We start from the raw sequence: 26,148 nt of genomic DNA, 5'->3' as shown, positions 1-26,148 counted from the left end.
GGTAGGGCAGGGAGGTTGCGATGATTCGGGTTCTATGCGTGGGCAATGAGTACCAGGTCGATGACGGGGTCGGGCCGGCGGTCGGCCGCTGGCTGGTCGAGCGCTGCAGCCTGCCCGCCGATGTCGAGGTGCTCGATCGGGCGACGATGGGGTATGCCATGGTGGGCGACCTCATGGGTTGCGACGCGGTCGTCGTCGTGGATGCCGTCGACGGCACCGGCGAGGCACCGGGCACGGTCGTGAGGTTCGCCCCCGATGATATGGCGCCCTCGAGCGGTATGACATCGCTGCATGACGTCCGGTTTGCTGACGTGTGGAACAACGCCCAGTTCATGGGCTGTACGTGCGACAGCGCCGTGTGCTTCGGCGTGCAGGTGCTCGATCTGGGCGACGGCACGATGCGGCAGGGCATGACCGAGCCGGTAGCGGCGGCGGTAGAACCCTGTGCACGGGCGGTCATCGCGTATCTGCGCGATGAGCTCGGCTGCGACATCGCCTTGCGCGTGTAAGCGCCCTGTTGGTAAGAATAATGTCAGACGCTGTAAGAACATCCTAGAGAAAACAGTTCTTGACGAAATGCGTCAGATAGCACGACAATAGACAAACCCTCTTCCGTGCACGCTCCCAAAGGGGAGATTTGCACATGAACCTGTTTATCGAAACCCCTCAGCGCGAAGCTGAGCGCATGGCATACGGGCGACGCTCCGCCCCCACGACGATGCCCCCTGTCGGCACCGCCGGCTATCCCGCGGCCGCGCCGCGCCTGCCGCCGTCGCAGACCGGCCCCATGCCTCGTTGGATGATCGCCGCGCAGGAAGGCGAGAGGTATCGAGCCGAAGCCGCTCCGCCTCCCGCAGCAGACGAGTGGGCTTATGGCAGCGCGGCTGCCCGTCAGGCCCCCGCGCGCGGTCGCGGCTATGTGGATCCCCATGGCGGGGGCGCTCCCTACGGTGCCCCCTACAGTGTTCCCGATTGGGAGCGCTATTCGCTTGGCCAGGAGATGTACCGCGACGAGCTCGCGTACGACCGCATGCGCGCTAACCGGCGGCGCCGGAACGGGGCGCTGCGCGTCATCGCGTTGATCGTGGTGGTGCCGTTGATGCTCGTGTTGGCGTTCGTGGTGTCCTACGTGCTCACCTGCATCCTGAACGGTGCGTCGCCTGATGATATCGCGGGGCTGCTCGCCGACCTCGCCGACCGCGTGGGCAGCTGGATCGCCGACTTCCATCCGTTCGGATAGAGGTGCCGTCTGCGCCTAGCGGCTTGCCCGCCCAACGGGTGCCCGCCCGATATAATGGGCGCACGGATACCCAACGCCCGCCATGATGCGCGGCGGATAGGACGGATTATGGAAACGTTTCTTCTGATAGCGGTGCTCATCGTCGCCGTTGCCGCAACGGTGCTCGCCGCCCTGGCGCTTGTCGCGGCGCGCCGATCGGCCGCGTCGGCTGAGCGCGCATCGGCTCAAGCCGATGCCTGCAGCGTCGCGCTCGCGCAGGCGAATACCGTGCTCGCGGGCCTTTCGCAGCATGCAGCGGGCACGTCCGCCGTCGAGCAGGAGCGCTTCGACTCCCTGACGCGCGAGTTCGCGCGCGTCAACACCAAGATGGACGACCTGCGCCGCGAGACCATCGTGCAGCTTCGGCAGAGCCGAGAGAGCGTGGACACGCGCCTGGCCGAGATTCGCGCCGACAACGAGCGGCAGCTCGATCGCATGCGCGAGACGGTCGACGAGAAGCTGCAGACCACGCTCGAGCGCCGCCTTGCGCGGTCGTTCCGTCAGGTGAGCGACCAGCTCGAAGCCGTATACAAGGGCCTGGGCGACATGCAGGGTATCGCCCAGGGTGTCGGAGATCTCAAACGCGTGCTCGGCAACGTCAAGACGCGCGGTATGCTCGGTGAGGTGCAGCTCGGCGCCATTCTGGCAGACGTGCTCTCGCCCGAGCAGTACCTCAAGAACGTGGTGACCAAGCCCGGCAGCGCCGAGCGCGTGGAGTTCGCCGTGCGCATCCCCGTCGAGGGTTCCGACCCCGTGCTGCTGCCCATCGACGCCAAGTTTCCGGGCGATACCTACGAGCACCTGCGCGATGCGGTCGAGGCGGGCGACACCGAGGGCATCCTGCTGGCGCGTCGCCAGCTGGTGCAGCGTATCAGGCTCGAGGCGAAGGACATCTCCACGAAGTATCTGAATGTGCCGGAGACCACGAACTTCGGCATCATGTTCCTACCGTTCGAGGGCCTGTACGCCGAGGTCGTGGACATCCCTGGCCTCATCGAGGAGCTGCAGCGCGACTACCAGGTGAGCGTCGCCGGCCCCTCCACCATGGCGGCGATTCTGAACAGCCTGCAGATGAGCTACCAGAGTTTCGCCTTCCAGCGCCGAGCGGACGAGATCCAGCGCGTGCTCTCGGCGGTCAAGTCGGAGCTGCCGCGCTATCAGGCCGCGCTGCAGCGCGCCTACGACCAGATCAGCCGCGCGGGTTCCACGGTGGAGACGCTCATGACCACGCGCACGCGGGCCATGGAGCGCAAGCTGCGCACCGTGACCGCGATGGACGACGAACAGGAGGCGGCACTCGTGCTGGGTGTCGATGCCCTGCCCGTCGAGGCAGCGCTGGCGGACGGGTTGTCGGGCGATGACGACGCGCTCGAGTCCGATTTCGACGATGCCGCTGAAGTCGATGCGAAAGGGGAAGATGCGTAATGCCGCGCGAGACGAATGCCGCAAAGCGCGAACGCGCGATCGAGGTGTGCCGCAGGCTCAATGAGCGCTACGGTCCGGTCGAGTGCTTCTTGGACCACGCGAACCCGTTCAGGCTCGTGATATCGGTGCTGCTCTCGGCGCAGACGACCGACGCGCAGGTGAACAAGGTCACCCCGGAGCTCTTTCGTCGCTGGCCAACGCCCGAGGCCATGGCGGGCGCCACGCCGGCCGAGGTCGCCGAGGTCATCAAGTCGCTCGGCTTCTACAAGATGAAGGCTAAGCACTGCGTGGAGTGCGCGCAGATGATCGTGGCCGATTACGGCGGCGAGGTGCCGGCCGATATGAAGGAGCTCGTCAAGCTGCCCGGCGTGGGGCGCAAGACGGCGAACATCGTGCTGAATGTCGGCTTCGGCATCGTGGAGGGCATCGCGGTCGATACGCATGTGAACCGCATCGCGCACCGCCTCATGCTGTCGCCCAAGACGCACGCCAAAGAGCCGCTCAAAACCGAGCAGGACCTGCTTAAGATCCTGCCGCGCGAGTATTGGAACGACGTCAACCACCAGTGGATCATGCTGGGGCGCGAGATCTGCGACGCCCGCAAGCCCCTGTGCGGCGAGTGCCCGCTGGCCGACATCTGCCCCAGCGCGAAGATCTAAAAACGAAAAGCGGCCGTTCCCGCCTAAGCGGAAACGGCCGCTCTCCACCCTATAAAGGTTTCGGAGTCGGCCTGACCCGTGGCCGCGGGTGCCGTCCACCTCGTAGGGTAGCACATGCGCTTTCGGCAGATGTGCAGCAGTTTTGGTCGCGCTCTCTCAGCGTGCGGGGCGCACGGCGGTCTCATACAGCGAGAAGAAGCCGGGGACCTGGCGGGTCTCGGTGTACTCGACCATGATCCCCTCGACGTCGAAGGCGTTGCCGCGCACGACCGCTATCGCGTTGAAGCCGTCGAGGTCAAGCTGCTCGCAATCGGACTCGTTGACACCCTCCACCGTGATGCGGCGCTTGCTCGTGATGATCTTCATGCCGAGCACCTGCTCGAGGTACGCATAAACCGAGTTCGCCACGATCTCGGCGGTGAGCTCAGGCACGCGTTCGGTCAGGTAGTAGCTCTCGTCGGTCCCTACGGCGCGCTCGTCGGCATAGCGCTTGCGCATGATGTGCGTGAGCGTGCTGCCCTCGGCAAAGCCGGTGAGCTGGGCGATCTCGTCGTCGGCGACAACCTGCTCGACCAGAAGCGTCTCGGTGCGCGGCTTGAATCCGCGGCGTTCGGCCATCTCGCGAAACGTCTCGAGACCGTCGTAGCCGTGGGGTTTCTCCATGTGCGGGTCGCGGATGACGCGCACGCCCTTTCCCTGCTGCGAGAGCACGTAGCCGTTTTCTGCAAGCAGGCGGATCGCACGGCGCACAGAGCTGCGCGAGCATGCAAAACGTGCGGTGAGCTCGGCCTCCGAGGGCAAAAACGACTGGTACGCATAGGTTCCGTGCTCGATCTCGTCTTTGAGGTCGCGGTAGATATCCTGAAAAACAGCTTTAGGCATACTGATCCCATCTTGTTTGAACAACTACCCGAAGTGTTCAACAATGGGCAGCTAAAGTCAAGTTTCCTGAACACCTACGGACATGAACGGATAGCATCCAGGCACGAATGCCAATCATGTTCGAACAAGTATCACGCTTACCGGAAGATTCCAACCGTTCGCGGGAGGCTGCGCATAATGCGTTGACTTGTACGAACAAGCAGCGCATTATGATGGCATAACTTGTACGTACATGTTTGGTCGCAACGCCGGCAGCGTATCTGAGCAGGGGGACATGCAGGTTATACATGGTTACATGAACCGGATGCGCCTGTCCGGTTGCGCAAACAAGAAAGGAGGAGGGCTACCATGATGCAAAAGATCCAGAAGTTCGGCGGCGCCATGTTTACGCCGGTGCTTCTCTTTGCATTCGCGGGCGTGGTCATCGGTCTCGGTACGCTGTTTACCACCGAGGTCATCTTCGGCACCTTGGCAGCTCCCGATACGCTGTGGTATGGCGTGTGGAACGTCATCCTGCAGGGCGGCTGGACGGTCTTCAACCAGCTGCCGCTGCTGTTCGCGGTATCGCTTCCCATCGGTCTGGCCAACAAGCAGAATGCACGCTGCTGCATGGAAGTGCTCGTTGCCTACCTCACCTTCAACTATTTCGTTTCGACGATGCTCTCCCAGTGGGGCCCCACGTTCGGCGTCGACTTCAGCGCCGAGACCGGTGGCTCTTCCGGTCTGGCTATGGTTGCGAGCATCAAGACCCTCGACATGGGCATGATCGGTGCCCTTGCCATTTCCGGTATCGTCATCGCGCTGCACAACAAGCTCTTCGATTTCGAGCTTCCCGAGTGGCTCGGTGTCTTCGCCGGCTCCACATTCGTCTACATGGTCGCGTTCTTCGTGATGCTTCCCACCGCGCTGCTCGCGTGCCTCGTGTGGCCGCACGTGCAGGACGGCATCCGTGCCTTCCAGGGTTTCGTGGCGACAGTCGGCCTGCCGGGAGTGTGGATCTTCGCCTTCCTCGAGCGCGCGCTCATCCCCTTCGGCCTCCATCATCTGCTGTACAGCCCGTTCTACTATGACAACGCCGTGGTGAACGGCGGCATCTACGCCGCATTCGCCAAGCAGCTTCCCGAGATCGCCGCGTCCTCCGCGCCGCTCACCGAGCTTGCCCCCTATGCCGCCTTCACCTGCTCCACCTGGTCCAAGATGTTCGGCTGCCCGGGTATCGCGCTGGCCTTCTACGCCACCGCCAAGCCCGAGAAGCGCCAGGAGCTGCTGGGTCTTTTGATCCCGATCACCCTGACCGCCATCTTCTGCGGCGTTACCGAGCCTATCGAATTCACGTTCCTGTTCATCGCTCCCGCGCTGTTCATCGTCCACTGCGTGCTTGCTGCGTGCCTCGCCACGGCCATGAATGCAGTGGGTGTCGTGGGCGTCTTCGCCGGCGGCCTTATCGAGATCAGCTCGCTGAACCTCATCCCGCTGTGGGCCAACCACTGGATGACTTACCTCATCGGCCTCGTTGTCGGCCTGGTCTTCACCGGCGTCTGGTTCATCGTCTTCCGCACGCTTATCCTCAAGTTCGACTTCAAGACCCCTGGTCGCGAGGACGATGACGAGGAGGTCAAGTTCCACAGCAAGGCCGAGTACCGCGCGGCCAAGCAGGGCGGCACGCTGCCCGATGGCACCGCCGCTGCCGAGGAGAATCCCTATGCTGTGACCGCCGCTGCCTGCATGGAGCTCGTGGGCGGCCCCGAGAACATCGTGGACGTGACCAACTGCGTGACCCGCCTGCGCCTGAACGTGAAGGACGAGTCCCTCGTGGCCGAGGACGCCGACTTCAAGAGCATCGGAACCAGCGGCTGCATGAAGAAGGGCAAGTCCGTCCAGATCATCATCGGCCTTAAGGTGCACAAGGTCCGCGACGAGTTCGAGAAGCTGATGTAGCGCATCCGCTCATCCATACGCACCCTCTCCTCTTGCGAGTCTTACTGCCATCCGGCTCGCAAAGCCCCGGGCGGGCGGTGCCCCACCCTCCCTTTCGCGCCGCCCGCCCCTTCCATTCCGTGAATCCGCGTAACCGTTGCTGCGCGAATCCATCCAGCCTTCGTCCGAAATATGGAAAGGATGACCATCTATGTCCAAGAAGTCGTATGCAGTCACCATCGCCGGCGGCGGCTCCACCTTTACCCCCGGCATCGCGCTGATGCTGCTCAAGGAGCACGACCGCTTCCCGGTGAACAAGATCACGTTCTACGATAACGACGCCGAGCGCCAGGAGATCGTGGCCAAGGCGTGCGAGATCTACTTCCGCGAGAACGCCCCGGAGATCGAGTTCAACTACACCACCGATCCCGAGACCGCCTTCACCGGCATCGACTTCGTGCTCGCCCACATCCGCGTCGGCAAGTACGCCATGCGCGAGAAGGACGAGAAGATCCCGCTGAAGTACGGCGTGCTCGGCCAGGAGACCTGCGGCCCCGGCGGCATCGCCTACGGCATGCGCTCCATTGGCGGCGTCATCGAGATCCTCGACTACATGGAGAAGTGGAGCCCCGACGCGTGGATGCTCAACTACTCCAACCCTGCCGCCATCGTGGCTGAGGCCTGCCGCGTGCTGCGCCCCAACAGCAAGATCATCAACATCTGCGACATGCCGATCGACCTGATGGACAAGATGGCCGTCATGTGCGGCATCAAGGATCGTCGCGAGCTGCAGTACAGCTACTACGGCCTGAACCACTACGGCTGGTTCACCAAGATCTACGATAAGGACGGCAACGACCTTATGCCCGAGATCAAGAAGCACATGGCCAAGAACGGTTACCTCGATGGCATCAGCCACGAGGAGGGCCAGGAGCAGCACATCGACGAGTCCTGGATTCACACCTTCGGCAAGGCCAAGGACGTCTATGCGCTCGACCCGGAGACCATCCCCAACACGTACCTGAAGTACTACATCTTCCCGGATTACGTGGTCGAGACCTCGGATCCCAACTACACCCGCGCCAACGAGGTCATGGACGGCCGCGAGAAGCACGTGTTCGGCGCCTGCCGCGAGGTGATCGAGAAGGGCACTGCCGAGGGCTGCGGCTTCGAGGCCGATGCGCACGCCACCTACATCGTGGACCTTGCCTGCGCGCTTGCCGAGAACACGCTCGAGCGCTTCCTGCTGATCGTCCCCAACGACGGTGCGGTGTCGAACTTCGATCCGACCGCCATGGTCGAGGTACCCTGCATCGTCGGCAAGAACGGCTACGAGAAGATCTGCCAGGGCCAGGTGCCGCAGTGGCAGAAGGGCATGCTCGAACAGCAGGTCTCCGTCGAGAAGCTCGTCGTCCAGGCCTGGGTCGAGCACAGCTACCAGAAGCTGTGGCAGGCGCTGTCGCTGTCCGCCACCGTGCCTTCTGCCAAGGTGGCCAAGCTCATCCTCGACGACCTCATCGAGGCCAACAAGGGTTACTGGCCCGAGCTGCACTAGGCGCAGCTCGAAGCGTCAGCTACGCTCCTTCTCGGGAGGCGGCGGGCCCGATGGCCGCTTCCCGTGGGGCGCTGCGAGGCGGCAACGCGATCGTGGCGCCCCGCTGTGCGCGATTGGAGGGCTCCGGCGGCAGGATTCGGCCTGCCGCCGGGCCTCCCGATTGATTTCCGGACATTTTCCCCAGATATGTATCTTCGCAAGGCGTTTCTTCGTGCGGAAATAGCGGACTTCAGGGCATGATGGCGCATTTTAGGCGCCGATTTGGGGTCCGACATGGTCCAACCGGGCTTCGAGCGATGGGGGGCAGGGGCCCATCGCCGGTTTGCCGGTAGCGATTTGATACATATCTGGGGAGATTGTCCATCGCGAGCGATCGGTCGTTCGCCAGCATCGTTTTCAAGCCTGCTTCAGGCCCGTTTCAAGCCCACAGGAGGGACATCATGGCAAAGACGAGTCGCGCTCAAGCCGCCGCACGCGGGACGAAGCTGGATGTCGACCGCGCGATCGCGCCGGTTGCGGGGACCGAGCGTCCCCAGCGCCGCGTTCAGGCGCGTCCTCAGTCTAAGTATGAGCGGCGGACCACGAAGATCTTCACGGCCGTGCAGATCGTGCTCGTCGCGGTGCCGCTCGCGATGGTGGGCTATGTGTGGCTGACGGGCGGCGGTACCATCGATGGGCTCCAGAACGCCATGCGGGAGAACCCCGCGATCACGGTGTCGTTCATCTCGGCCATGTGTCAGCCGCTGATCGCCTGGCTGCTCAAATTCGTGCGCGAGCATTATCAGGCGGGCGACGGAGGCTATGCCGCGGCGAACCTCATCGGCCTTATCTGCGGCGAGATCATGCTGCAAAACGCGATGGGCGTCGTGGGCTGCGCGCTGCTGTTGTGGCGTATCTGGAAGCGCATCGATGGCGAGCTGACCTGCTGGAAGCGCGAGCGCGGTTTGGGCGGTATGCTTGCAGATCTTTCCGGCGTGCTCGTGGTCTGCGTGCTCGGCGCGCTGTGCGCCTTCGCCAGCTGGCGCATCGGTCTGCTGTAGCGCTTCGGTTGCCGACGGGCGGAGCGCAAACGATTGTCATCTGCGCCCCGATGTGGTTCCATTGACTGATAGGAACTAACTCCATCTGCCGCCAGGGCATGTAAGGGAGCGGATTATGGCGAAGACGAAACGGCGCGACGCCGCCGCGCGCGGCACGAAGCTCGATCCGGAGCGCGAGGTCAAGGCCAGGCCGGCGCAGGGCATGTCGCGCAAGGAGGTCCAGCTGGCCGAGAAGAGGGCCGCCCGCAAGGCCGCTCGTCGAGCCCGAGGACTCGATGCCTGCGAGCAGCGCACCGCTCAGATCTTCACGGTCGTCGAGGTCGTGCTCGTGCTCGTGCCCATCGCCATGATCGCCTACGTATGGCTGGTGAGCGGCGGTTCGCTTTCGACGTTGCAGGCGGCGCTGCAAAGCGATCCGATGGTGACCATCGCGTTTATCTCGGCGGTCGTCCAGCCGGTCGTGGCCTGGCAGCTGCGGTTCGTGGCCAAGCGCTATCGCGCTGGCGACGGTGGCTTCACGGCGGCGAACCTCATCGGCTTCGTGTGCGGTGAGCTGCTGCTGCAGAATCCGGTCGGCATCGTCGGCTGCGGCCTTCTGCTGTGGCGCGTCTGGCGCAAGCTCGACGGCCAGCTCTCCGAGTGGGCGGAGGAGCGCCAGGCGACAGGCATGCTTCTCGACGTCATCGGTGCGGTGCTGATCATCGTCGTCGGCGCGCTCTGCGCGTTTTCCACCTGGCGCGTCATGATGGCGGGCTAGCGACAAGATGGGGCCAGGTCCAATCTTGTCGGGTAGGGCCCGTTCTTCTCGTCGCGTAAACATTTCCGAATCCTGACCGCCCGTCGCCCGGGTGGTGCTACCATCCGCTTGGCTGATTGATCGAACGAGCCGGACTGCCTCCGCGCATCCGGCTCTTGCTATGAGAAAGGGCTGGACCGACGATGAAGAAGAGCCTTATCGCCCTCGCCATGGGCGCGTTTGTGCTCGGGTTCGCCGAGTTCGTGATGATGGGCATCCTGCCCGTTGTGGCCGAGGGCGTAAACGTGAGCGTCGCCTGGGCGGGCAATTTCATCACCGCCTACGCCGTCGGCGTGTGCGTGGGCGCGACCATGCTCGTGGTGGGGCGCCGCGTGCCGCCGCGTACGCTCATCGTCGCGTTCATGGCGATTTGCGCTGCGGGCAACGCGGTGTCGGCGCTGTCGGGCGATCCGACGATGCTGCTGATTGGTCGCTTCATCGCCGGTCTGCCGCATGGTGCGTTCTTCGGCACGGCGACGCTCGCGTCGAAGATGCTTGCCGATCCGGGCCGCGAGGGGCAGGCGGTCGCCACGATGGTGCTCGGCCAGACCGTGGCCAACATGATCGGCGTGCCCGCCGGCACGCTTATGGCAAGTGCGTTCTCGTGGCATGCGCCGTTCGTGTTCGCCACGGGCTGGGCGGTGCTCGCGGCCATCCTCATCCTCCGCTTCGTGCCCGCGCTCGATGCCATTCCGGATGCGGGCCTGGCAGGTCAGTTCGCCTTTCTGAAGGCGCCCGGCCCCTGGCTCATCCTGGCGGCGGTGCTGCTGGGCAACACCGGCATCTTCTGCTGGTGGAGCTACGTATCGCCCTGGCTGCAGCACATGGGCGGCTTTGCCGAGGCCGTGGTGCCGATGCTGCTCGTGCTCGCCGGTGCGGGCATGGTCGTGGGCTCCACGCTGGGCGGGCGTGCGGCGGACCTCAAGAGCCCGGGCATCGCCGCCGCGGCGGGCCAGACGCTTGGCGGCATCGCGCTCGTGCTCATCTTCCTGTTCGGCCGTGGGCAGATGCTGTGCGCCCTGTTCATGTTCCTCGTGTCGGTCGGTCTTTTCTTCGTTTCGAGTCCGCAGCAGATCCTGATGGTCGAGGTCGGCCAGGGTGGCGGAGAGCTGCTTGGAGGCGCCTGCGTGCAGATTGCCTTCAACGGCGGCAACGCCATTGGCGCCCAGGTGGGCCAGATGGTGCTGAACACCGGGGCGACCTACAACTGGATCGGTCTTGCCGGCGTGCCGTTCTCCATCGTGGCCGTGCTGCTCCTGCTTGCTTTCGCCAAGCGCTACGAGCGTGAGTACCACCTGCGCGCAACCGGCCGCGCCTGATGCGAAATCACTCCCGAGGGTTATTTCGCTCGCCTACGTGGACGGTTCGGATTCTGTGGGCATTTGGCCGAAATCCGACACGTTATCTCGATCTCCGGCTTGCCGCTCGAACAGTGCCTTCTGGTTTTCGATCTCCGCGCGCAGCTCCTCATCGGTCGGCAGATAGAGCTTGTACCTGCTGGCGAAAAGCTGCTCGCTGCCGGAAAGCACCGAGTATCGTGCGATGTCGGTATCGGTATCCGAACACAGAACGATGCCCAACGTGGGGTTGTCGTCGTCCCGGCGGTAGAAGTCGTCGAACATCCGCACGTACATGTCCATCTGCCCGACATCCTGATGGGTCACCTTGCCGACCTTGAGATCGATGAGCACATAGCACTTGAGGATGACGTTGTAGAACACGAGGTCGATGTAATAGTTTCCGCTTATGCCGCGCAGGTGGAACTGACGGCCCATAAAGGCATAGCCCTTGCCGAGTTCGAGTAGGAACGATTGGAGGTTGGCGAGCAGCGCCGCTTCGAGGGCCGACTCGCGTATGCGCTCATCTTCTGGCAGGCCAAGGAACTCAATCATATAGGGATCCTTGATGAACTCCGCCTGCTTGAACTCGCGCGTTTGGTAGGGTGCGGTGTTTCGCTCCATTTCCTCAACGACTGGCGGCTTGTCTCCAGAAAGGAGAAGCCGCTGGTAGTACTGCGTGTCGATATTGCGCTTGAGGGTGCGGACGCTCCAAGCCTGCTCAGCGGCCTCGCGGACGTACCAGGCGCGCGCATCGGCTTCGGTTACGCGCAGGAGCTCGCGGTAATGGGTCCATGTGAGGAGGAGGCGAGATTGTCGACTCACTGAGTCGACAATCTCGGGGAACAGGTTGTAGAACTGGACGTACTTATAAAGTTCCTGTTTCCCGAACCCTTTTCCATATGCACTTGAAAGCTCTTTCGATAACATCGCAACGATTTGCTTGCCATAGTCGGCGCGCCCCTTACCTTGGAGCTCCTCCTCGGCAATACGCCGACCCAACAGCCAGTTGCGCACCACCAGCGTGACGTTGACGGCGCGCCGGGCGGCGGCCTGCGCGCTGTCGATGATCGTACGTGCGTCGGCGACGATGTCCGACGACTGATGATACGCGATGCCGATTCCCTCGAGCTGGGGGTCGGCGCCGCTACCGATACGGGCTTCTCGTCTGCTGTCCTTTCCAGCTGCCATGTCCAACCTGCCTTTCTTTCGCAGATCTCACCATGAAGACATGCTACAACCTCGTGCGGACATATGTTCGATGTCGCTGCCCCACTGCGCGCCCTCCCACTCATGGGGAATAGGTGCCTGCGCCCTTTTCCCGCTATCATGTCGGTAGATATCGATTTGCCTCGCCCGCCCGGATTCGTCCTGGCGGGCTTTCGGCGTGCAAGTTTGGTACCTGTCCCCAAACTTGCATGGACGGGGGAGACACATGCTGATTCATCGAATCGCCGCGCAGCTCTTTACGGCGGAGGCGCTGCAAACCATCGAGGCCGCGCTCAACGAGGGCCAGGACGCCACGCTCGCCGTGTCGCAGTCCGGCCGCACCCTCATGCTCGCCGCGCAGTTCGCGCGTACCCCGCGACCCATGGTCTACATCGTGTCGGGCGAGGATGCGGCCGACCGTGCAGCCCGTTCGCTTGCTGCCTACCTGGGTCTCGAGCACGTGGTGCGCTTCCCTGAGCGCACCGACTACCCGTGGAAGGCCACCCAGCCCGACGACGCCGTGGTTGCCAGCCGCTGCGCGGCGCTCGGACGCATCGCCCAGGGCGATCCCTGCGTCATGGTCGCTTCCGCCCGCGCGCTTTTGCGCTGCGTGCCCCCGCGTGAGAGCCGCTATTGGGCCTCGACCACCTTCACGGTGGGGGAGGAGCTGCCCTACGACGAGGTGCCCCAGCGTTTGGTGGGCATGGGCTACACCAGCGCCGATGCTGCCGACATGCCGGGCCTCTTCCGCGTGCATGGCGACACGGTGGATATCTTTCCCGCGCAGGCGACCTCGCCGGTGCGCATCGAGTTCTTCGGCGATGAGATCGACCGCATCCGCCGCATGGTGAGCTCCACGGGCCAGACTATCGGCGACGAGGATGCCGTCGAGATCTTCCCCGTGCGCGAGCTCGCCCTCACCGACGACGCCGTCCGCCGCATCTCCGCCGCCCTGTACGCGCCGGCCAAAAACGATACCGAGCTCGCGGCGATGCTCGAGATGATCAAGGCGCGTATCGTCACGCCCGAGCTCGACCGCTTCATGCCGCTCATGTACGAGTCCACGGTGAGCCCGCTCGCGCACGTGAGCGACGACACCCTTGTGGTGCTCTCGGAGCCCCGCAGCCTCTTCGACGACTGCACGCGTGCCTACGAGGACCTGGAGTGCCGCGCCGGCGAGGCCAAGGTCAGCCACCTCGACGGTCTTTACGTGCGCCCGCAGCAGCTCGATTTCGGCCGCCAGCAGCGCCTGCAGTACGTGTCCATCATCCGCGCGGGCGGTGCCGTGACCGCCGAGCTCAAGATCGAGCAGCCGGCGCTCGCGGGCTCCGACAACCGCTTCATCTCGCGCGTCCAGGAGGTCGTGAACAACCATTACGCCGTGGCCTTCGCCATTCCCGACCGCGGTGCCCGTGACTCGATGGAGCTCTCGTTTACCGACGAGTCCATTCCCTTCGAGGAGTCCCTTCAGGCGGCGCCCGAAAACGCCGGTACCGTGGCGGGCGGCACGCAGGTCAAGGTGGCGCTGCTCAAGCGCGATGCGGATAAGCTGAATGCAGCGGACCTCGAGAGCGCGCCTGCAATCACCGTGCCCACGCTCACGCGCGGCCGCGTGACCTTTGTGGATGCGCCCATCCCCTCCGGCGTCGTGGTGCCCGAGGCGCACCTCGCCGTGTTCAGCCTCGCCGACCTCAACGCGCGCATGGACGCGCGCCGTGGCCGCGTGGCGCGTCGCCGTGTGGATATCACCGAGGTGACCTTCCCCTTCAAGCCGGGCGACTACGTGGTCCACGCCACGCACGGCATCGCCCTGTTCTCGGAAATCGTGCGCCAGGAGGTCGCCGGACGCGAGCGCGACTACTTCCTGCTGGAGTACGCAGGTGGCGATAAGCTCTACGTGCCGCTTGAGCAGGTTGATCGCATCACGCGCTACGTGGGTCCCGATGGCGATAACCCGCGGCTCACGCGCCTCAACACGGCGGATTGGAGCCGGGCCACGACCAAGGCGCGCAAGAGCGCCAAGAAGCTCGCGTTCGACCTCGTCGACCTGTATACGCGCCGCAGCTCCATCACGGGCTTCGCCTTCGGGCCCGACACGCCCGAGCAGATCGAGATGGAGGAGAGCTTCCCCTACGAGCCGACGCGCGATCAGCTCGAGGCCATCGCCGACATCAAGGCCGACATGGAGAGCGCGAAGCCCATGGACCGCCTGCTGTGCGGCGACGTCGGCTTCGGCAAGACGGAGGTCGCCCTGCGCGCGGCCTTCAAGTGCGTGGACGGCGGCCGCCAGGTGATGGTGCTCTGCCCCACGACCATTCTGGCGCAGCAGCATTACGAGACGTTCTTCGACCGCTTTGCCCCCTTCGGTGTGGAGGTCGAGGTGCTGTCGCGCTTCCGTACCCCCGCGCAGCAGAAGCGCGCGCTCGCCGCGTTCGCGGAAGGTAAGGTCGACGTGCTCGTGGGCACGCATCGTCTGCTATCGGCCGACGTCAACCCGCACGACCTGGGCCTCGTGATCATCGACGAGGAGCAGCGCTTCGGCGTGCAGCATAAGGAGCAGCTCAAAAACCTGCGTGAGCAGATCGACGTGCTCACGCTGTCGGCCACGCCCATCCCGCGCACCATGCAGATGGCGATTTCCGGCGTGCGCGATATGAGCCTTATCACCACGCCGCCCACCGGGCGCCGTCCCGTCATCGTGCACGTGGGCGAGTACGACCCCGACACGGTGAGCGCGGCGATCCGTCTGGAGCTCGATCGCGGCGGGCAGGTGTACTACGTGTCCAACCGCGTGAAAACCATCGACGACGCCGTGGACCGCGTGCACGAGGTCGTGCCCGAGGCCCGCGTGGCCGTGGCGCACGGCAAGATGAGCCCGCGCGAGGTGGAGGACGTCATGGTGCAGTTCGCCACGGGTAAGGTCGACGTGCTCGTGGCCACCACGATCATCGAGAGCGGTATCGACAACCCGCGCACGAACACGCTGATCATCGAGGATTCGCAGCGGCTCGGCTTGGCGCAGCTCTATCAGCTCAAGGGTCGCGTTGGCCGTTCGGCTACGCAGGCCTACGCCTACTTCATGTTCCCGGGCGAGATGCCGCTGACCGAGGAGGCGACCGAGCGCCTGACCGCGCTGTCCGAGTTCCAGGATCTGGGTAGCGGTATGCGTATCGCCATGCGCGACCTCGAGATTCGCGGTGCAGGCTCGCTTGTGGGCGCCGAGCAGCACGGCAACCTGTCGAGTGTGGGCTTCGATCTGTTCACGCAGATGCTGGGGCAGGCCGTGGCCGAGGCGCGCGGCGAGGGTGGCGCCGACCTGGAGCAGGCGGGCGTGGCCATCAACCTGCCGGCCGACTTCTACCTGGCCGAGGAGTACCTGCCGGCAGTCGACCAGCGCGTGCTCATCTACCGCAAGCTTGCGGCGGCCGAGCTACTTTCCGAGGTGGACGAGCTGCAGCACGATACCGAAGAGCGCTGTGGCGAGCTTCCGCTGGCGGCGGAAAACCTGTTCGACCGCGCGCGCATCCGCATCCGTGCGGAGCGCCTGGGTCTCGAGAGCGTGTCGCTCACGCAGGGGCGCCTTGTGTACCAGGGAATCGACGTGGCGAAGACCGTCGCCTTCGAGCTCAAGAACAAGCTGGGTGCCATCAACTACCCCAAGAGCCGCAAGTTCACGGTGCCGGCCCGCGCCGGCGCCGGCGCGGGATCGGGGTTGGGCCGCGGCGTCGATACCGGCGAGAACGGTTCCGGCGTGGTCGCCGCGGCGCTCGCGATCCTGATCCAGCTCGCTCCCTCCGGCGACGACGACCTCTAACCCGCCCCAGGCGGCCCCTCTGGCACCTTTGGGGACGTAGCCGGGAGGCGCCAGCGGCGACAAGTTGGTGCCAGGTACAAACTTGTCGGTTATTCCTTCGTGCCGCGGTGATCGAGATGCTCGATGGCGGTTTCGGCGGCGTGGCGGAACTCATCTGACGATCCGAGCATGCCGCGCTGGGCGCGCTCGGCCTTGCTGGCGGAGTATTCCGATCCGGAGCGGATGGCGTCGGCCAGGTTGTCGGCAAGCCCCAGCAAAGGGTCAGACGCTGGCGTGCCGTCGACCTCGGCGGGCAGGGGTTCGTCGGCCGGTGCACGGTGGAAATTGCCCACGAAGTTCTCCGACTTGCAGACGTTGATCACGGCCTGCGGGTCGATGCGGCGAATCAGGTGGATGACGTCATCCGATTCGTAGGACGAGATGACGCTCACGATATAGGTCACCGGCTTGCCGCTATAGCCGCCATATGCCTCGAAGCAGGTTGAGCCGTGATGAAACTCGCTGTTGTACGCGGTGAGCACCTCCTGCGGGCGCGCGGTGACGATCTGAAGGGTCACGCGTTCGTAGCGGCGGTAGAACGAGTCGATGGTCTTGGTGGACAGGAACTGGAAGATGATCGAGTAGGCGGCGTGCTCCCAGCCGAAGATCACGCCGAAGATGCACAGGATCACGCAGTTGCCCACGAACACGTATTGCCAGATGGTGCGCCCCGTCTTGTTGGACACCATGAGAGCGATGAAATCGGTGCCGGCGGTCGAGGCGCCGCTTTTGAGCGCAAGCGAGATGGCGATGCCGTTGAGCACGCCGCCGAACAGCACGCATAGGATGGTGTTGTCGAGCAGCGGCTCGAAGGGGCAGAACTGCAGGAAGGCACTGGCAAGAAATACCTGCAGCATCGAGAAGATGACGAAGCGCCTGCTGATGCTGCGCCACACGAGCAATGCCACGGGGACGTTCAGCGCGATCATGCCGAGCGAGGTGGAGAAGCTCACGCCGAACAGCTGGGTGATGCGGTCGATGAGGATGGCCAGACCGGTGAAGCCGCCCGACAGCAGGTTGGCCGGGTTGACGAAGACCCTGATGACGAACGCCTGCAGCAGCGCCGACATGATGACGGCGCACAGCGTGACGATCCGTCGGACGAATACATAGCGTCCCAAGCGCTTCAGCTGGTCAAATCCAGATTCTTCGAGCGGCGCGCTCATAGGGCGATTCCTTCCGTTGGGCGGATATCCGACCGTGCAGTATAACCCCGCCCGCGGCGCCGGGCGTCCACTTTCAGGACGGAGATGTTTTCGGAGGCCCGCCGGCCCCGCTGGCACCTCTGGGGACGTAGCCGGGAGGCGCCACGCCGGCCATTGCGGCGAAGTTGCCATCCGAAATCCCCGGCGTGGCGCCTCCCGGCTACGTCCCCAGAGGTGCCAGCCGTCAGCCTATGGGCTCGCGGTACTTCGCGCGGTCGGTGCGCATGACGCGTTTGGATGCGTACAGCGGGGCACCATCCGCACCGCAGACGTAGTCTGTGACGAGCATGAGTGGCGTCATCTTGGGCACGTCGAGAAGAAACGCCTCGTTCTGCGTGGCGAAGCAGACCTCGAACGTCTTATGGCCGCGGGCTGGCTCGCGGTGGAAGACCTCACGGAGCGCCCTGTGCAGCGAACCGGTGAGATCGGTGTCGATAAGCTCGGCAAGATCGGTGCCGAAGTACGAGGTCTCAAGGCAAAACGGCTCTCCGTCGACATAGCGCAGGCGCATGATTTTGACGAGCTGTTCATCGGCGGGAATCCCAAAGAACGCGGTGACGCCGTCGGTTGCAGCGGAGAGTCCGGCATCGACCGTGCGCGTTGCGACCTCGTGGCCCTGCTTGGCCATCTCGGCGGCAAAGCTCGTGAACGCGGTGCGCTTGGTATCGACGACGGGATCGCCCGTCACGAAGGCTCCCCGTCCACGCTTCTTGGCGAGCAAGCCCTCCTCGACCAGCACTTCGAGCGCGCGACGGACGGTGCTGCGCGAAAGGCCGGTGTCTTCCATGAGTTCCGATTCCGATGGGATTTTCGATCCAGGGGGATAGACGCCCGTGAGGATGTTCTCGCGCAGGGTGGTAGCGAGCTCGTCGTAGAGCGGATTGGCTGTGGTTTCGCGTACGTTCATGGCGTGCTGTACCTAACTTATATCAAACCTGTTCACAACGATTATCGCATCGACAGTCTACCTTGTCTAGCACGCAAACAACAGGTGAAGAAGGTTATAGAACGGCTGAATCTCGTGACCAGCCTGAAACGGATACGAATTGGTCATTGCCTAACTTGTATTCAACATGTATGCTAATGCCGCCGGAATCCACAAAAGAAAGGGCTAAACAATGACAACTAAGGAACAAGTTAGCGCACTCATCACTACGATTCTTGCAGACAAGAAGGACATCGGTGGCATCACGCGTGTCGTGTGGATCGGTGCGGGCGGATCGAACGGCGGTAACTACCCCGCCCAGTACTTCATGGAGCACGAGGCGCGTACCATCGCATCGGCGGCCTATACGAGCAACGAGTTCGTCTATGCAACGCCCTCCTACGTGGACGCCAACACGCTTGCCGTGGCGGTCTCCATGCGCGGCACCGCCGAGACCATCGAGGCGGCGCGCGTCGCCAAGGAGCGCGGCGCGGTGACCGTCGCGGTCTATGTGGATGAGTCCGATCTCACCGAGGTGTGCGACTACCGCGTGAGCTACGACAGCCTGGCCATCGACGAGAGCGATATGGGCCGCACGAACTCCGCGGTGGTGACGATGATCGCCATGGAGCTCGTCCAGCAAGTGGAGGGCTACGAACACTACGACGAGGCCATGGCGGCCTTCGATTTGGTCGATCCCATCTACCGCCGCGCCTTCGACTACTGTCAGCCGCTGGCTGCCGCCTGGGCGGAGCGCAACGCCGGCCGGCCGACCGTCAACGTCATGGCGAGCGGCCCTGCATTCGGCGCCGCCTACGTGTTCTCGATCTGCAACATCCAGGAGATGCTCCAGATCGACGCCGTGACCACCAACAGCTGCGACTTCTTCCACGGACCCTTCGAGGTGCTCGACAAGCGCACGTCGGTGTTCATCCTCATGAGTGTCGGGCGCTGCCGCCCGGCCGACGAGCGCGCGCTGACGTTCCTCAACCAGTACGGTGGCGAGGGCGTGTACGTGCTCGACGGCAAGGAGCTCGGCCTGAACGACATGCCCGATGCGGTGTCGGAGTACTTCAACCACCTGATCTTCTCGCCGATTCTAAACAACGTGTACATGCGCGCGCTGTCCAAGGTGACGCATAAGGACTATATGACCCGCCGCTATATGTGGAAGGTCGCCTACTAAGGCGGAGTTTCGAGAGGACGGGCCTCTCAGTCCCAGGTGCGCGCGGGCCGGGGTGCCCGCGCCGCATGCTCCAGAGCCCCCGCGCCGTGCGCATCGTACACGAAGGTGTTGTTCACGCCGCATAAAAGGTATATAACGACTATAACGATACATACCTAAAGGAGGGGTGAATCAGATGGGGGCGAACAAGGGTTACCTCATGGTCCTGGCAGCGGCGCTCATGTGGGGCTGCATCGGCATCTTCGTCAACGAGTTGTCTGCGGCGGGGATGACGTCGGTGAGCATCGCGGCGCTGCGCTTGCTCGCGGGCGCGGTGTGTATGGTGTCGGTGCTGCTTGTGCGCGGGGCGCGCGGCCCCAAGGGCGATCCGCTTGCGGCCTTTCGCATCGATGGGAAGTCGCTTGCGTGCTGTGTGCTGGTGGGTGTCTTCGGTCTGGCGTGTGCGAACTGCGCGTACTACGAGTCGATGCGCTGCGTGGGCATGTCCACGGCGTCGGTGCTGCTCTACACCTCTCCGGTCTTCGGCTGTCTGCTGGGGCGCGTGCTCTACCGCGAGCGCATCGTGGCGAACAAGGTCGCCGCGGTGATGTTCAACGTGGCCGGATGCGTGTTCGTGGCCACGGAGGGAGACCTGTCGCGCCTTGGTTTCAACGCGTACGGCATCGCAGTCGGCGTGGTGGCGGGCCTGCTCGGGGCGCTGCTGGCGGTCTTCAGCAAGATGGCGACCGAACGGGCGGACTCCCTTGCGGTCGCGCTGTACGGCTTCATCTTCGGTGGGGTGGCCATGGGCGTCCTTGCGTACCCCTGGGGCGATATCGCTGCATCCGCAAGCCCGCATGCCCTGCTCGTGCTCGCGGGGTTCGGTCTCATCCCGACGGCGCTCGCCTACATCCTGTATATGGGCGGTCTCGCACTCGGCCTCGAGGCGTCGAAGGTGCCGGTCGTCGCGTCGTTCGAGACCGTCGCGACCGTGCTGGTCGGTATCTGCGTCTACGCGGAGCCCATGGGTCCCATCAAGGCGGTGGGCATCTGCCTGGTGCTGCTCTCGATCGCGGTCATGAACGTCGATGTGCGCGCCCTGCGTTCCTCGGTAGTCGTGCGCCGTCTGTCCGAGGCGATGAGCTTCAACGCGAGCGCGTGGCGAGCCGAGAAGGCCTGCGCCTACAGCCGCCTGCTCGACGACGCCGATTGGCAGGCGTGGCTCGCGCCGCGCTAGGCCGCGGTGCGCATCACGCCGAGCGTGGCGGATCCGAGCCCTCGCCTAGCCGATCCCGTTGGATGCATACGCGTCTCGGCATGTTTGTTACCGGTCCGATATGACCTCTTTATGCGTCCGAAATATTCCCTCATCGGCGGTAAACGGTCGGTTACGAGCCGTGAACGGAGAAAAATGCCAGCAAACACTTTGGTAGGCTAACACACTATAGACGTAACGACTAAGACGTCTATAATGACCGTAACGACTTAAAGGAGGCGTGATGAATCAGATTATTCTGGCATCGCACGGCGGGCTGGCAGCGGGAGCCCGCGACACGCTCGAGATGGTTCTCGGCAACGTGTCCAACGTCCACGTGGTTTCCTTGGCCCGCGACGACAAGGAGCCCATCACCAACGACGTGGAGAAGCTGATCGCCGGCTTCGCGCTCGACGATGCGGTGTACGTGTGCACCGACATGCTGGGCAGCAGCGTCAACAACTCGATGGTCGAGCTCATGAAGAAGAACGGGCGCATCACCGTCATCAGCGGTATGAACATGCCGCTCGTGCTCTCGCTCGCCATCAGCCCCGAGCCCGTCACGGGCGCCGCGCTTCAGTCCCTCATCGCCGAGGCGCGCTCCGGTATGCGCAATTGCGCCTTGTCCGAGGAGCAGGAGCGCGCGCTCGCCGCGCCGGCGAAGAAGGGCAAGAAGGCCGCCGCGACGGCTGGCGCCGGCCCCGCGAACATCGTGCTTGTGCGCCTCGACTACCGCCTGCTGCACGGCCAGGTCGTGTTCTCGTGGGTGAACTCCGTGGGCGCCCAACGCATCATCGTCGTCGATAACGCCGCTGCCACCGACGAGGTCAAGAAGGGCGCCCTCAGGCTCGCAAAGCCCTCCGGTGTGCGCCTGAACGTGTTCACGGTCGAGCGCGCGCTCGCCAAGATGGACAAGCTCAACACGCTCGGCGAGAACGTCATGTTCATCTTCGGCAACGTCCACGAGATGCTCGAGTTCTGCCAGTCCTACAAGTTCCCGACCATCAACTTCGGCGCCGCCGCGAACCATGACGGGGCGCACGCCGTGGGCGGCAAAGACTCCTCGGTCTTCCTGGATGCCGCCGAGTGCGCCGACGCGCAGAAGCTCCTCGACATGGGCATCACGATCTACGAGCAGCAGACCCCCACGCAGGCTCGTACGGACATCACCTCGTTCTAGCACCTTCGGCTTCATCCCCCAAGGGGACGGCAATACAACTACTTGAAAGGAGAAGGGTATGGATACGCTCGTTAGCGCGTTCCTCGTCGGCCTTGTCGGCGTCTTCTGCATGCTCGATTCGCGCCTGCTCGGTCGTTTGAACTTCGAGCAGCCGCTGATCGGCGCCACGCTCGTCGGTGTGGTCTTGGGCGATGTGCCCACCGGCCTCGCGGTCGGCGCTGCCGTCGAGCTCATCAGCATGGGTCTGGTGAGCGTCGGCGCCGCCGTGCCGCCCGACATGGTGCTGGGCGGCATCGTGGCCTCTGCGTTCGCCTGTTTAACCGGCGCCTCGGCCGAGACCGCCATGACTATCGCCATCCCGGTCGCCGTGCTCGGCCAGCTGCTCGGCGTCGTCTTCCGCTCCATCATCGTGTTCCTCGGCCACATCGCCGATGGCGCGATCGAGGAGGGCCATTTCAAGCGCGCCTACCGCATGCACATCGTGTGGGGCACCGTCCTGTACTCGCTCATGTACTTCCTGCCGATCTTCGTCGCCGTCTACGCGGGCACCGACGTGGTCCAGGCTGTGGTCAACATGATTCCCGATTGGCTCACCAACGGCCTGAATGTCGCCTCCAAGATCCTCACCGCCTACGGCTTGGCCCTGCTGCTCTCCATGATGATCAACAAGGGCATGACGGTCTTCCTCATCCTCGGCTTTATGCTCGCATCTTACCTGGGTCTCTCCGTCATCGCCGTGTCCATCTTCGGCGGCATCCTGGCCCTGATCCTCATGGGCTTCAAGTTCGCGGGCGGCCAGCTTGCCACTGCCGGCGCTGCCGGCCCTGATTACGATCCGCTCGAAGACGACGATGAGTAAGGAGGAGATACCTGTGGCAACCACGAAAGACGTTTCGCTTCGCAAAAAGATCTGGCAGTTCTTCTGGCGTTCCTGGGCCATTCAGGATTCCTGGAACTACGAACGTCAGATGAATATGGGCTTCCTCTACGGCATGGTGCCCACGCTCGACCGCTGCTATCCGGATGAGTCCGATCCCCAGCAGCTCGAGCGCAAGAAAGAGGCCTACCGCCGCCACATGGCGTTCTACAACTGCACCCCGCAGACGAGCGCCTTCGTTCTCGGTCTTTCCGCCTCGATGGAGGAGAGCTACGCCAAGGACCCCGCAAGCCTCGATCCCGATTCCATCAACGCGGTCAAGACCTCCCTCATGGGCCCGCTCTCCGGTATCGGCGACTCCTTCTTCCAGGGTACGATCCGCGTTATCGCCTTTGGTCTGGGCGTTCAGCTTGCGCAGCAGGGCTCGATTCTCGGCCCCATCCTGGCCATGGTGATCTCGATTATTCCGTCGGTGCTCATCACCTGGTTCGCAGCCAAGCTCGGCTACCAGGGTGGCCACCAGTACCTGCAGAAGCTGCAGAGCGGCAACATGATGGACAAGGTCATGTATGTCTGCGGCATCGTGGGCCTTATGGCGGTCGGTGGCATGATCGCCACTCTCATCGGTGCCACCACGCCTGCGACGTTCTCCGAGGGCACCTTGGTTATCCAGGACATTCTCGACTCCATCATGCCCCAGATGATCCCGCTGGCGCTCACCGGCATCATGTACTGGCTCATCAAGCGCGGCGTGAAGACCGGCTGGCTGCTCGTCATCGCCATCGTCGGCGGCATCGTCCTCTCCGCTCTGGGCGTTCTTGCCTAGCGGAAGCTCTCTTCCCATGTGCGCGGCGGCCCGAGATGTGCCTCCTCGCCGCCGCGCATCTTCTTCGGTATCCATGCGCCCGTCCGGCAATGTGGCGAGCGCGTATACAGAAAGGAATGTTTTTCCATGTACGAGATCGACATGAACCTGCCCAAGGAGATCGTCGCTGACGTCCTCTCCAAGCACGAGATCGACAGCGTCGCCTTTGTTGGCTGCGGTGCCTCCATGTCCGAGCTGTATCCTGCGAAGTACTTCCTGGCCAACAACACCCACAAGCTTAACGTGCAGATCTTCACGGCCAACGAGTTCAACTACGACACCCCGGCGTGGCTCGGACCCAACACCTTCGTGATCACCTGCTCGCTCGGCGGTGGCACCCCCGAGACCGTCGAGGCCAACAAGACCGCCAAGAACGCCGGTGCCCCCGTGGTCGCCATCACACATGCCGCCGGTTCCGCGCTTACCAAGGGCGTCGACCACGTCATCGTTCACGGCTTCGAGGCCAATTACGCCGCTAAGACCGAGAAGATGGGTTACGCCATCGCCGTCGCGCTCGAGATCCTGCAGCAGACTGAGGGCTATGAGCACTACGAAGAGATGCTCGCCGGTTTCGCCAACGTCTTCGAGTGCGCCGAGCGCGCCGCTCAGTCCGTGGGCAAGACCGCCGAGGCCTGGGCGCAGGAGCACAAGGACGACGAGTGCATCCACTTCATGGCCTCTGGTGCGAGCGAGAAGGTCGCCTATTCCACCTCGCTATTCCTCATGATGGAGATGCAGTGGATCAACTCCGGCAACTTCAACTCCGGCGAGTACTTCCACGGCCCGTTCGAGCTCACTGACGACAAGCATAACTTCGTGCTGTTCATGGCCGACGGCGCCACCCGCGCCATGGATGCCCGTGCCCTCACCTTCCTGCAGCGCTTCGATGCCCGCTATCTGGTCATCGACGCCAAGGACTTCGGTCTGTCCGGCTGCGTGCCCGCGAGCGTTGCCACCTACTTCAACCCGATCGTGCACACCGCGGTCATGCGCGTGTTCGCCGAGCACCTGGCCGACGCGCGTCAGCACCCGCTGACCAAGCGTCGCTACATGTGGAAGCTCACCTACTAGTCAGCTCGCAGACGAGTGCGGGTTCTTGCCGCGCTCCATTCTAGGGGGCGGATGGCGGGCCCGCGCTCGCCGCAAAGGCAGCTTGCATGCAGGGGATGCCGACGGTTGCAACCTGTTGTGGCATGTGCATAGGGGAGGGGACGGCTCGGTCGGGCCGTCCCCTCCTCGTGTAGTACAAGGGGGAATGATGATCAAGGCAGTTCTGTTCGATATGGACGGCGTGCTGGTGGACACCGAGTGGTTCTACAATCGCCGGCGCGTGGCGTATCTGGAAACCAAAGGGTTCACGTTCGATGAGATTCCGGACCTTTCCGGCTCGAACGAGAAGGCCATCTGGGAGTATTTCGTGCCTGACGACGAGGTGCGGCGCGAGGAGCTGAGGCAGGGCTATGCCGCCTATCAGGTGTTGCACCCGGTTCCGTATGGCGAGCTGCTCAACCGCGATGCGGCGCCCGTCATGCGCGAGCTGCATCGTCGTGGCGTGAAGTGCGCCATCGCGAGCTCGTCGTACCGCGACCTGATCGACGAGCTTGTGGAGGTTGCCGATATCGCGAACGTGCTGGACTTCACCATCAGTGGACACGAGTGTTCGGCCTTCAAGCCCGATCCGGAGATCTATGAACGTGCGATGGGAGCCCTTGGCGTGGGCCCCGATGAGGCGCTGGTGATCGAGGATTCCCCGCTGGGCATCGAGGCGGGTAGGCGCTCGGGTGCACGCGTACTGGCGCTGCGGCCGCACGAGGGCGTGGTGCTCGACCAATCCGGTGCCGACCGGATAATCGATTCGCTGGCGGATATTCTGGACGAGCTGTAGCCATCTGCAGCGGTGTGTTTGGCGCAGACGTGTATCATTAATTACGTCATATACGTATTAGCGGTTCTTGATAGGACTCATGATGGCTGAACGGATGACCCCTCTTTACCAGCAGATCTTCGGCGAGATCAAAGCCGAGATCGACCGCGGCGATTACGCTCCCAAGGAGAAGATTCCCTCGGAGCCGGAGCTCTCGCAGAAGTACGGCGTGAGCCGCATCACGGTACGCCGCGCTATCGAGGAGCTATGCGCCGCTGGATACTTGATGAAGCATCAGGGGCGCGGTACCTTCGTGAGCACGCCCCACATAAACCGCCGCCTGCTGCAGACCGGGGTCGCGAAGAGCTTTACCCAGGTGTGCCGTGATAACGGCATGGAGGCAGGGGCGCATGTGATCGATCGGCAGATCGTGCCGGTGCGGCCCGACGAGGCGAAGTTTCTTCAATTGGATGAGGATGCCCTGCTGCTGTATATCCAGCGCATCCGCACGGCCGACGGCCAGCCGATTTTCGAGGAGAACGTGTTTTTGCCCTACGAGGGCTACCAGGAGCTGAGGACTCGCTCGCTTGAGGATGCATCGCTGTTCGATGCGATCGCCGAGGTCGGCGGCCGCCGTCCTGCGCATACGCCGCAGCGCACGGTGGAGGCGGTTCGCGCGACATCGGAGCAGGCGAGCCGTCTGGCGATTTCGGCCAACGATCCGCTGCTGTTCCTGAACGTCTGCTTTGCCGATGAGCGCGATGAGCCGGTCTGCATCGGCCGCCAGTACTACGTGGGCAGCCGCTACCGTTTCGTGCTCTAGCGCCCCGCGTCCGCTACGCTTCGGGGCATCCGCGGCG

At 63.7% G+C, this 26,148-nt stretch carries 22 protein-coding genes; 18 read left to right on the top strand and 4 right to left on the bottom strand.

Translation table 11 applies throughout. The features are described from left to right. The first annotated feature begins 20 nt into the window (after positions 1–20). The 4 genes from H6A16_RS06120 (at position 21) to nth (ending at position 3,363) form a co-directional block, all read left to right on the top strand. On the top strand, positions 21–509 hold the full coding sequence (locus H6A16_RS06120) for a hydrogenase maturation protease (RefSeq protein WP_204617159.1): 489 nt from the start codon (positions 21–23) through the stop codon (positions 507–509). Positions 510–643: 134 nt separating this feature from the next. Beyond that, entirely contained in the window at positions 644–1,240 is a 597-nt protein-coding gene (locus H6A16_RS06115; protein ID WP_204617157.1) for a hypothetical protein, read from the top strand. 108 nt (positions 1,241–1,348) lie between these two features. After that, the gene (locus H6A16_RS06110; protein WP_204617155.1) at positions 1,349–2,704 is read left to right on the top strand and encodes a DNA recombination protein RmuC; all 1,356 of its coding nucleotides are present in this window, start codon (positions 1,349–1,351) and stop codon (positions 2,702–2,704) included. Next, positions 2,704–3,363: an endonuclease III gene (gene nth, locus H6A16_RS06105; protein WP_204617153.1), complete on the top strand. Its 660-nt coding sequence runs from the start codon at positions 2,704–2,706 to the stop codon at positions 3,361–3,363. The genes H6A16_RS06110 and nth overlap by 1 nt, the downstream gene beginning before the upstream one ends. A 156-nt stretch (positions 3,364–3,519) precedes the next feature. Here nth and H6A16_RS06100 read toward each other — a convergent pair whose 3' ends face one another. Further along, on the bottom strand, positions 3,520–4,245 hold the full coding sequence (locus H6A16_RS06100; protein ID WP_204617151.1) for a GntR family transcriptional regulator: 726 nt from the start codon (positions 4,243–4,245) through the stop codon (positions 3,520–3,522). 348 nt (positions 4,246–4,593) lie between these two features. Here H6A16_RS06100 and H6A16_RS06095 point away from each other — a divergent pair, with 348 nt between their 5' ends. The 5 genes from H6A16_RS06095 to H6A16_RS06075 all read left to right on the top strand — a co-directional run bounded on the left by H6A16_RS06095 (position 4,594) and on the right by H6A16_RS06075 (position 10,872). Continuing rightward, on the top strand, positions 4,594–6,183 hold the full coding sequence (locus H6A16_RS06095) for an alpha-glucoside-specific PTS transporter subunit IIBC (protein WP_204617148.1): 1,590 nt from the start codon (positions 4,594–4,596) through the stop codon (positions 6,181–6,183). Between the two features lie 190 nt (positions 6,184–6,373). Continuing rightward, entirely contained in the window at positions 6,374–7,717 is a 1,344-nt protein-coding gene (locus H6A16_RS06090; RefSeq protein ID WP_204617146.1) for a 6-phospho-alpha-glucosidase, read from the top strand. Between the two features lie 440 nt (positions 7,718–8,157). Further along, positions 8,158–8,757 carry a hypothetical protein gene (locus tag H6A16_RS06085; RefSeq protein WP_204617143.1) on the top strand — a complete coding sequence of 200 codons (600 nt, stop codon included), beginning with the start codon at positions 8,158–8,160 and terminating at the stop codon, positions 8,755–8,757. Positions 8,758–8,872: 115 nt separating this feature from the next. Beyond that, positions 8,873–9,514: a hypothetical protein gene (locus H6A16_RS06080; RefSeq protein WP_204617141.1), complete on the top strand. Its 642-nt coding sequence runs from the start codon at positions 8,873–8,875 to the stop codon at positions 9,512–9,514. A gap of 182 nt (positions 9,515–9,696) precedes the next feature. Beyond that, positions 9,697–10,872 carry an MFS transporter gene (locus H6A16_RS06075; RefSeq protein ID WP_204617138.1) on the top strand — a complete coding sequence of 392 codons (1,176 nt, stop codon included), beginning with the start codon at positions 9,697–9,699 and terminating at the stop codon, positions 10,870–10,872. Between the two features lie 33 nt (positions 10,873–10,905). Here the strand turns inward: H6A16_RS06075 and H6A16_RS06070 are convergent, their stop codons facing one another. Then, the gene (locus H6A16_RS06070) at positions 10,906–12,081 is read right to left on the bottom strand and encodes a PDDEXK nuclease domain-containing protein (RefSeq protein WP_204617136.1); all 1,176 of its coding nucleotides are present in this window, start codon (positions 12,079–12,081) and stop codon (positions 10,906–10,908) included. Between the two features lie 244 nt (positions 12,082–12,325). Here H6A16_RS06070 and mfd point away from each other — a divergent pair, with 244 nt between their 5' ends. Then, positions 12,326–15,913 (top strand): transcription-repair coupling factor, encoded by a 3,588-nt coding sequence (gene mfd, locus H6A16_RS06065; RefSeq protein ID WP_204617134.1) that lies wholly within the window; start codon positions 12,326–12,328, stop codon positions 15,911–15,913. A gap of 89 nt (positions 15,914–16,002) precedes the next feature. Here the strand turns inward: mfd and H6A16_RS06060 are convergent, their stop codons facing one another. Both H6A16_RS06060 and H6A16_RS06055 read right to left on the bottom strand, forming a co-directional pair. After that, positions 16,003–17,118, bottom strand: coding sequence for a YitT family protein (locus H6A16_RS06060; protein WP_204617132.1), 1,116 nt, complete (start codon positions 17,116–17,118; stop codon positions 16,003–16,005). A 223-nt stretch (positions 17,119–17,341) separates the two neighbouring features. After that, complete coding sequence (locus tag H6A16_RS06055) at positions 17,342–18,064, bottom strand: GntR family transcriptional regulator (RefSeq protein WP_204617130.1); 723 nt, start codon at positions 18,062–18,064, stop codon at positions 17,342–17,344. Positions 18,065–18,275: 211 nt separating this feature from the next. On the opposite strand from H6A16_RS06055, the gene H6A16_RS06050 reads away from it, so the two are divergent. From H6A16_RS06050 to H6A16_RS06015, 8 genes are all read left to right on the top strand, one after another. Next, complete coding sequence (locus H6A16_RS06050) at positions 18,276–19,268, top strand: SIS domain-containing protein (protein ID WP_204617128.1); 993 nt, start codon at positions 18,276–18,278, stop codon at positions 19,266–19,268. 175 nt (positions 19,269–19,443) lie between these two features. Beyond that, entirely contained in the window at positions 19,444–20,484 is a 1,041-nt protein-coding gene (locus tag H6A16_RS06045) for a DMT family transporter (protein WP_204617126.1), read from the top strand. Positions 20,485–20,746: 262 nt separating this feature from the next. After that, positions 20,747–21,682 carry a PTS mannose/fructose/sorbose transporter subunit IIAB gene (locus tag H6A16_RS06040; RefSeq protein ID WP_204617124.1) on the top strand — a complete coding sequence of 312 codons (936 nt, stop codon included), beginning with the start codon at positions 20,747–20,749 and terminating at the stop codon, positions 21,680–21,682. Positions 21,683–21,740: 58 nt separating this feature from the next. Continuing rightward, complete coding sequence (locus H6A16_RS06035) at positions 21,741–22,541, top strand: PTS mannose/fructose/sorbose/N-acetylgalactosamine transporter subunit IIC (RefSeq protein WP_204617122.1); 801 nt, start codon at positions 21,741–21,743, stop codon at positions 22,539–22,541. Between the two features lie 13 nt (positions 22,542–22,554). Continuing rightward, positions 22,555–23,385: a PTS system mannose/fructose/sorbose family transporter subunit IID gene (locus H6A16_RS06030; protein ID WP_342589722.1), complete on the top strand. Its 831-nt coding sequence runs from the start codon at positions 22,555–22,557 to the stop codon at positions 23,383–23,385. 126 nt (positions 23,386–23,511) lie between these two features. Beyond that, the gene (locus H6A16_RS06025) at positions 23,512–24,495 is read left to right on the top strand and encodes an SIS domain-containing protein (protein WP_204617118.1); all 984 of its coding nucleotides are present in this window, start codon (positions 23,512–23,514) and stop codon (positions 24,493–24,495) included. A gap of 184 nt (positions 24,496–24,679) precedes the next feature. Beyond that, complete coding sequence (locus H6A16_RS06020) at positions 24,680–25,309, top strand: HAD family hydrolase (protein ID WP_204617116.1); 630 nt, start codon at positions 24,680–24,682, stop codon at positions 25,307–25,309. 79 nt (positions 25,310–25,388) lie between these two features. Continuing rightward, entirely contained in the window at positions 25,389–26,111 is a 723-nt protein-coding gene (locus H6A16_RS06015; RefSeq protein WP_239458236.1) for a GntR family transcriptional regulator, read from the top strand. Positions 26,112–26,148 lie beyond the last annotated feature (37 nt).

This window comes from Collinsella tanakaei, from assembly GCF_016900375.1.
In the GTDB taxonomy this organism is placed as follows: Bacteria; Actinomycetota; Coriobacteriia; order Coriobacteriales; family Coriobacteriaceae; genus Collinsella.
Note: the sequence above shows the minus strand (reverse complement) of the source record. Positions and strands in the feature narration are given on the sequence as shown.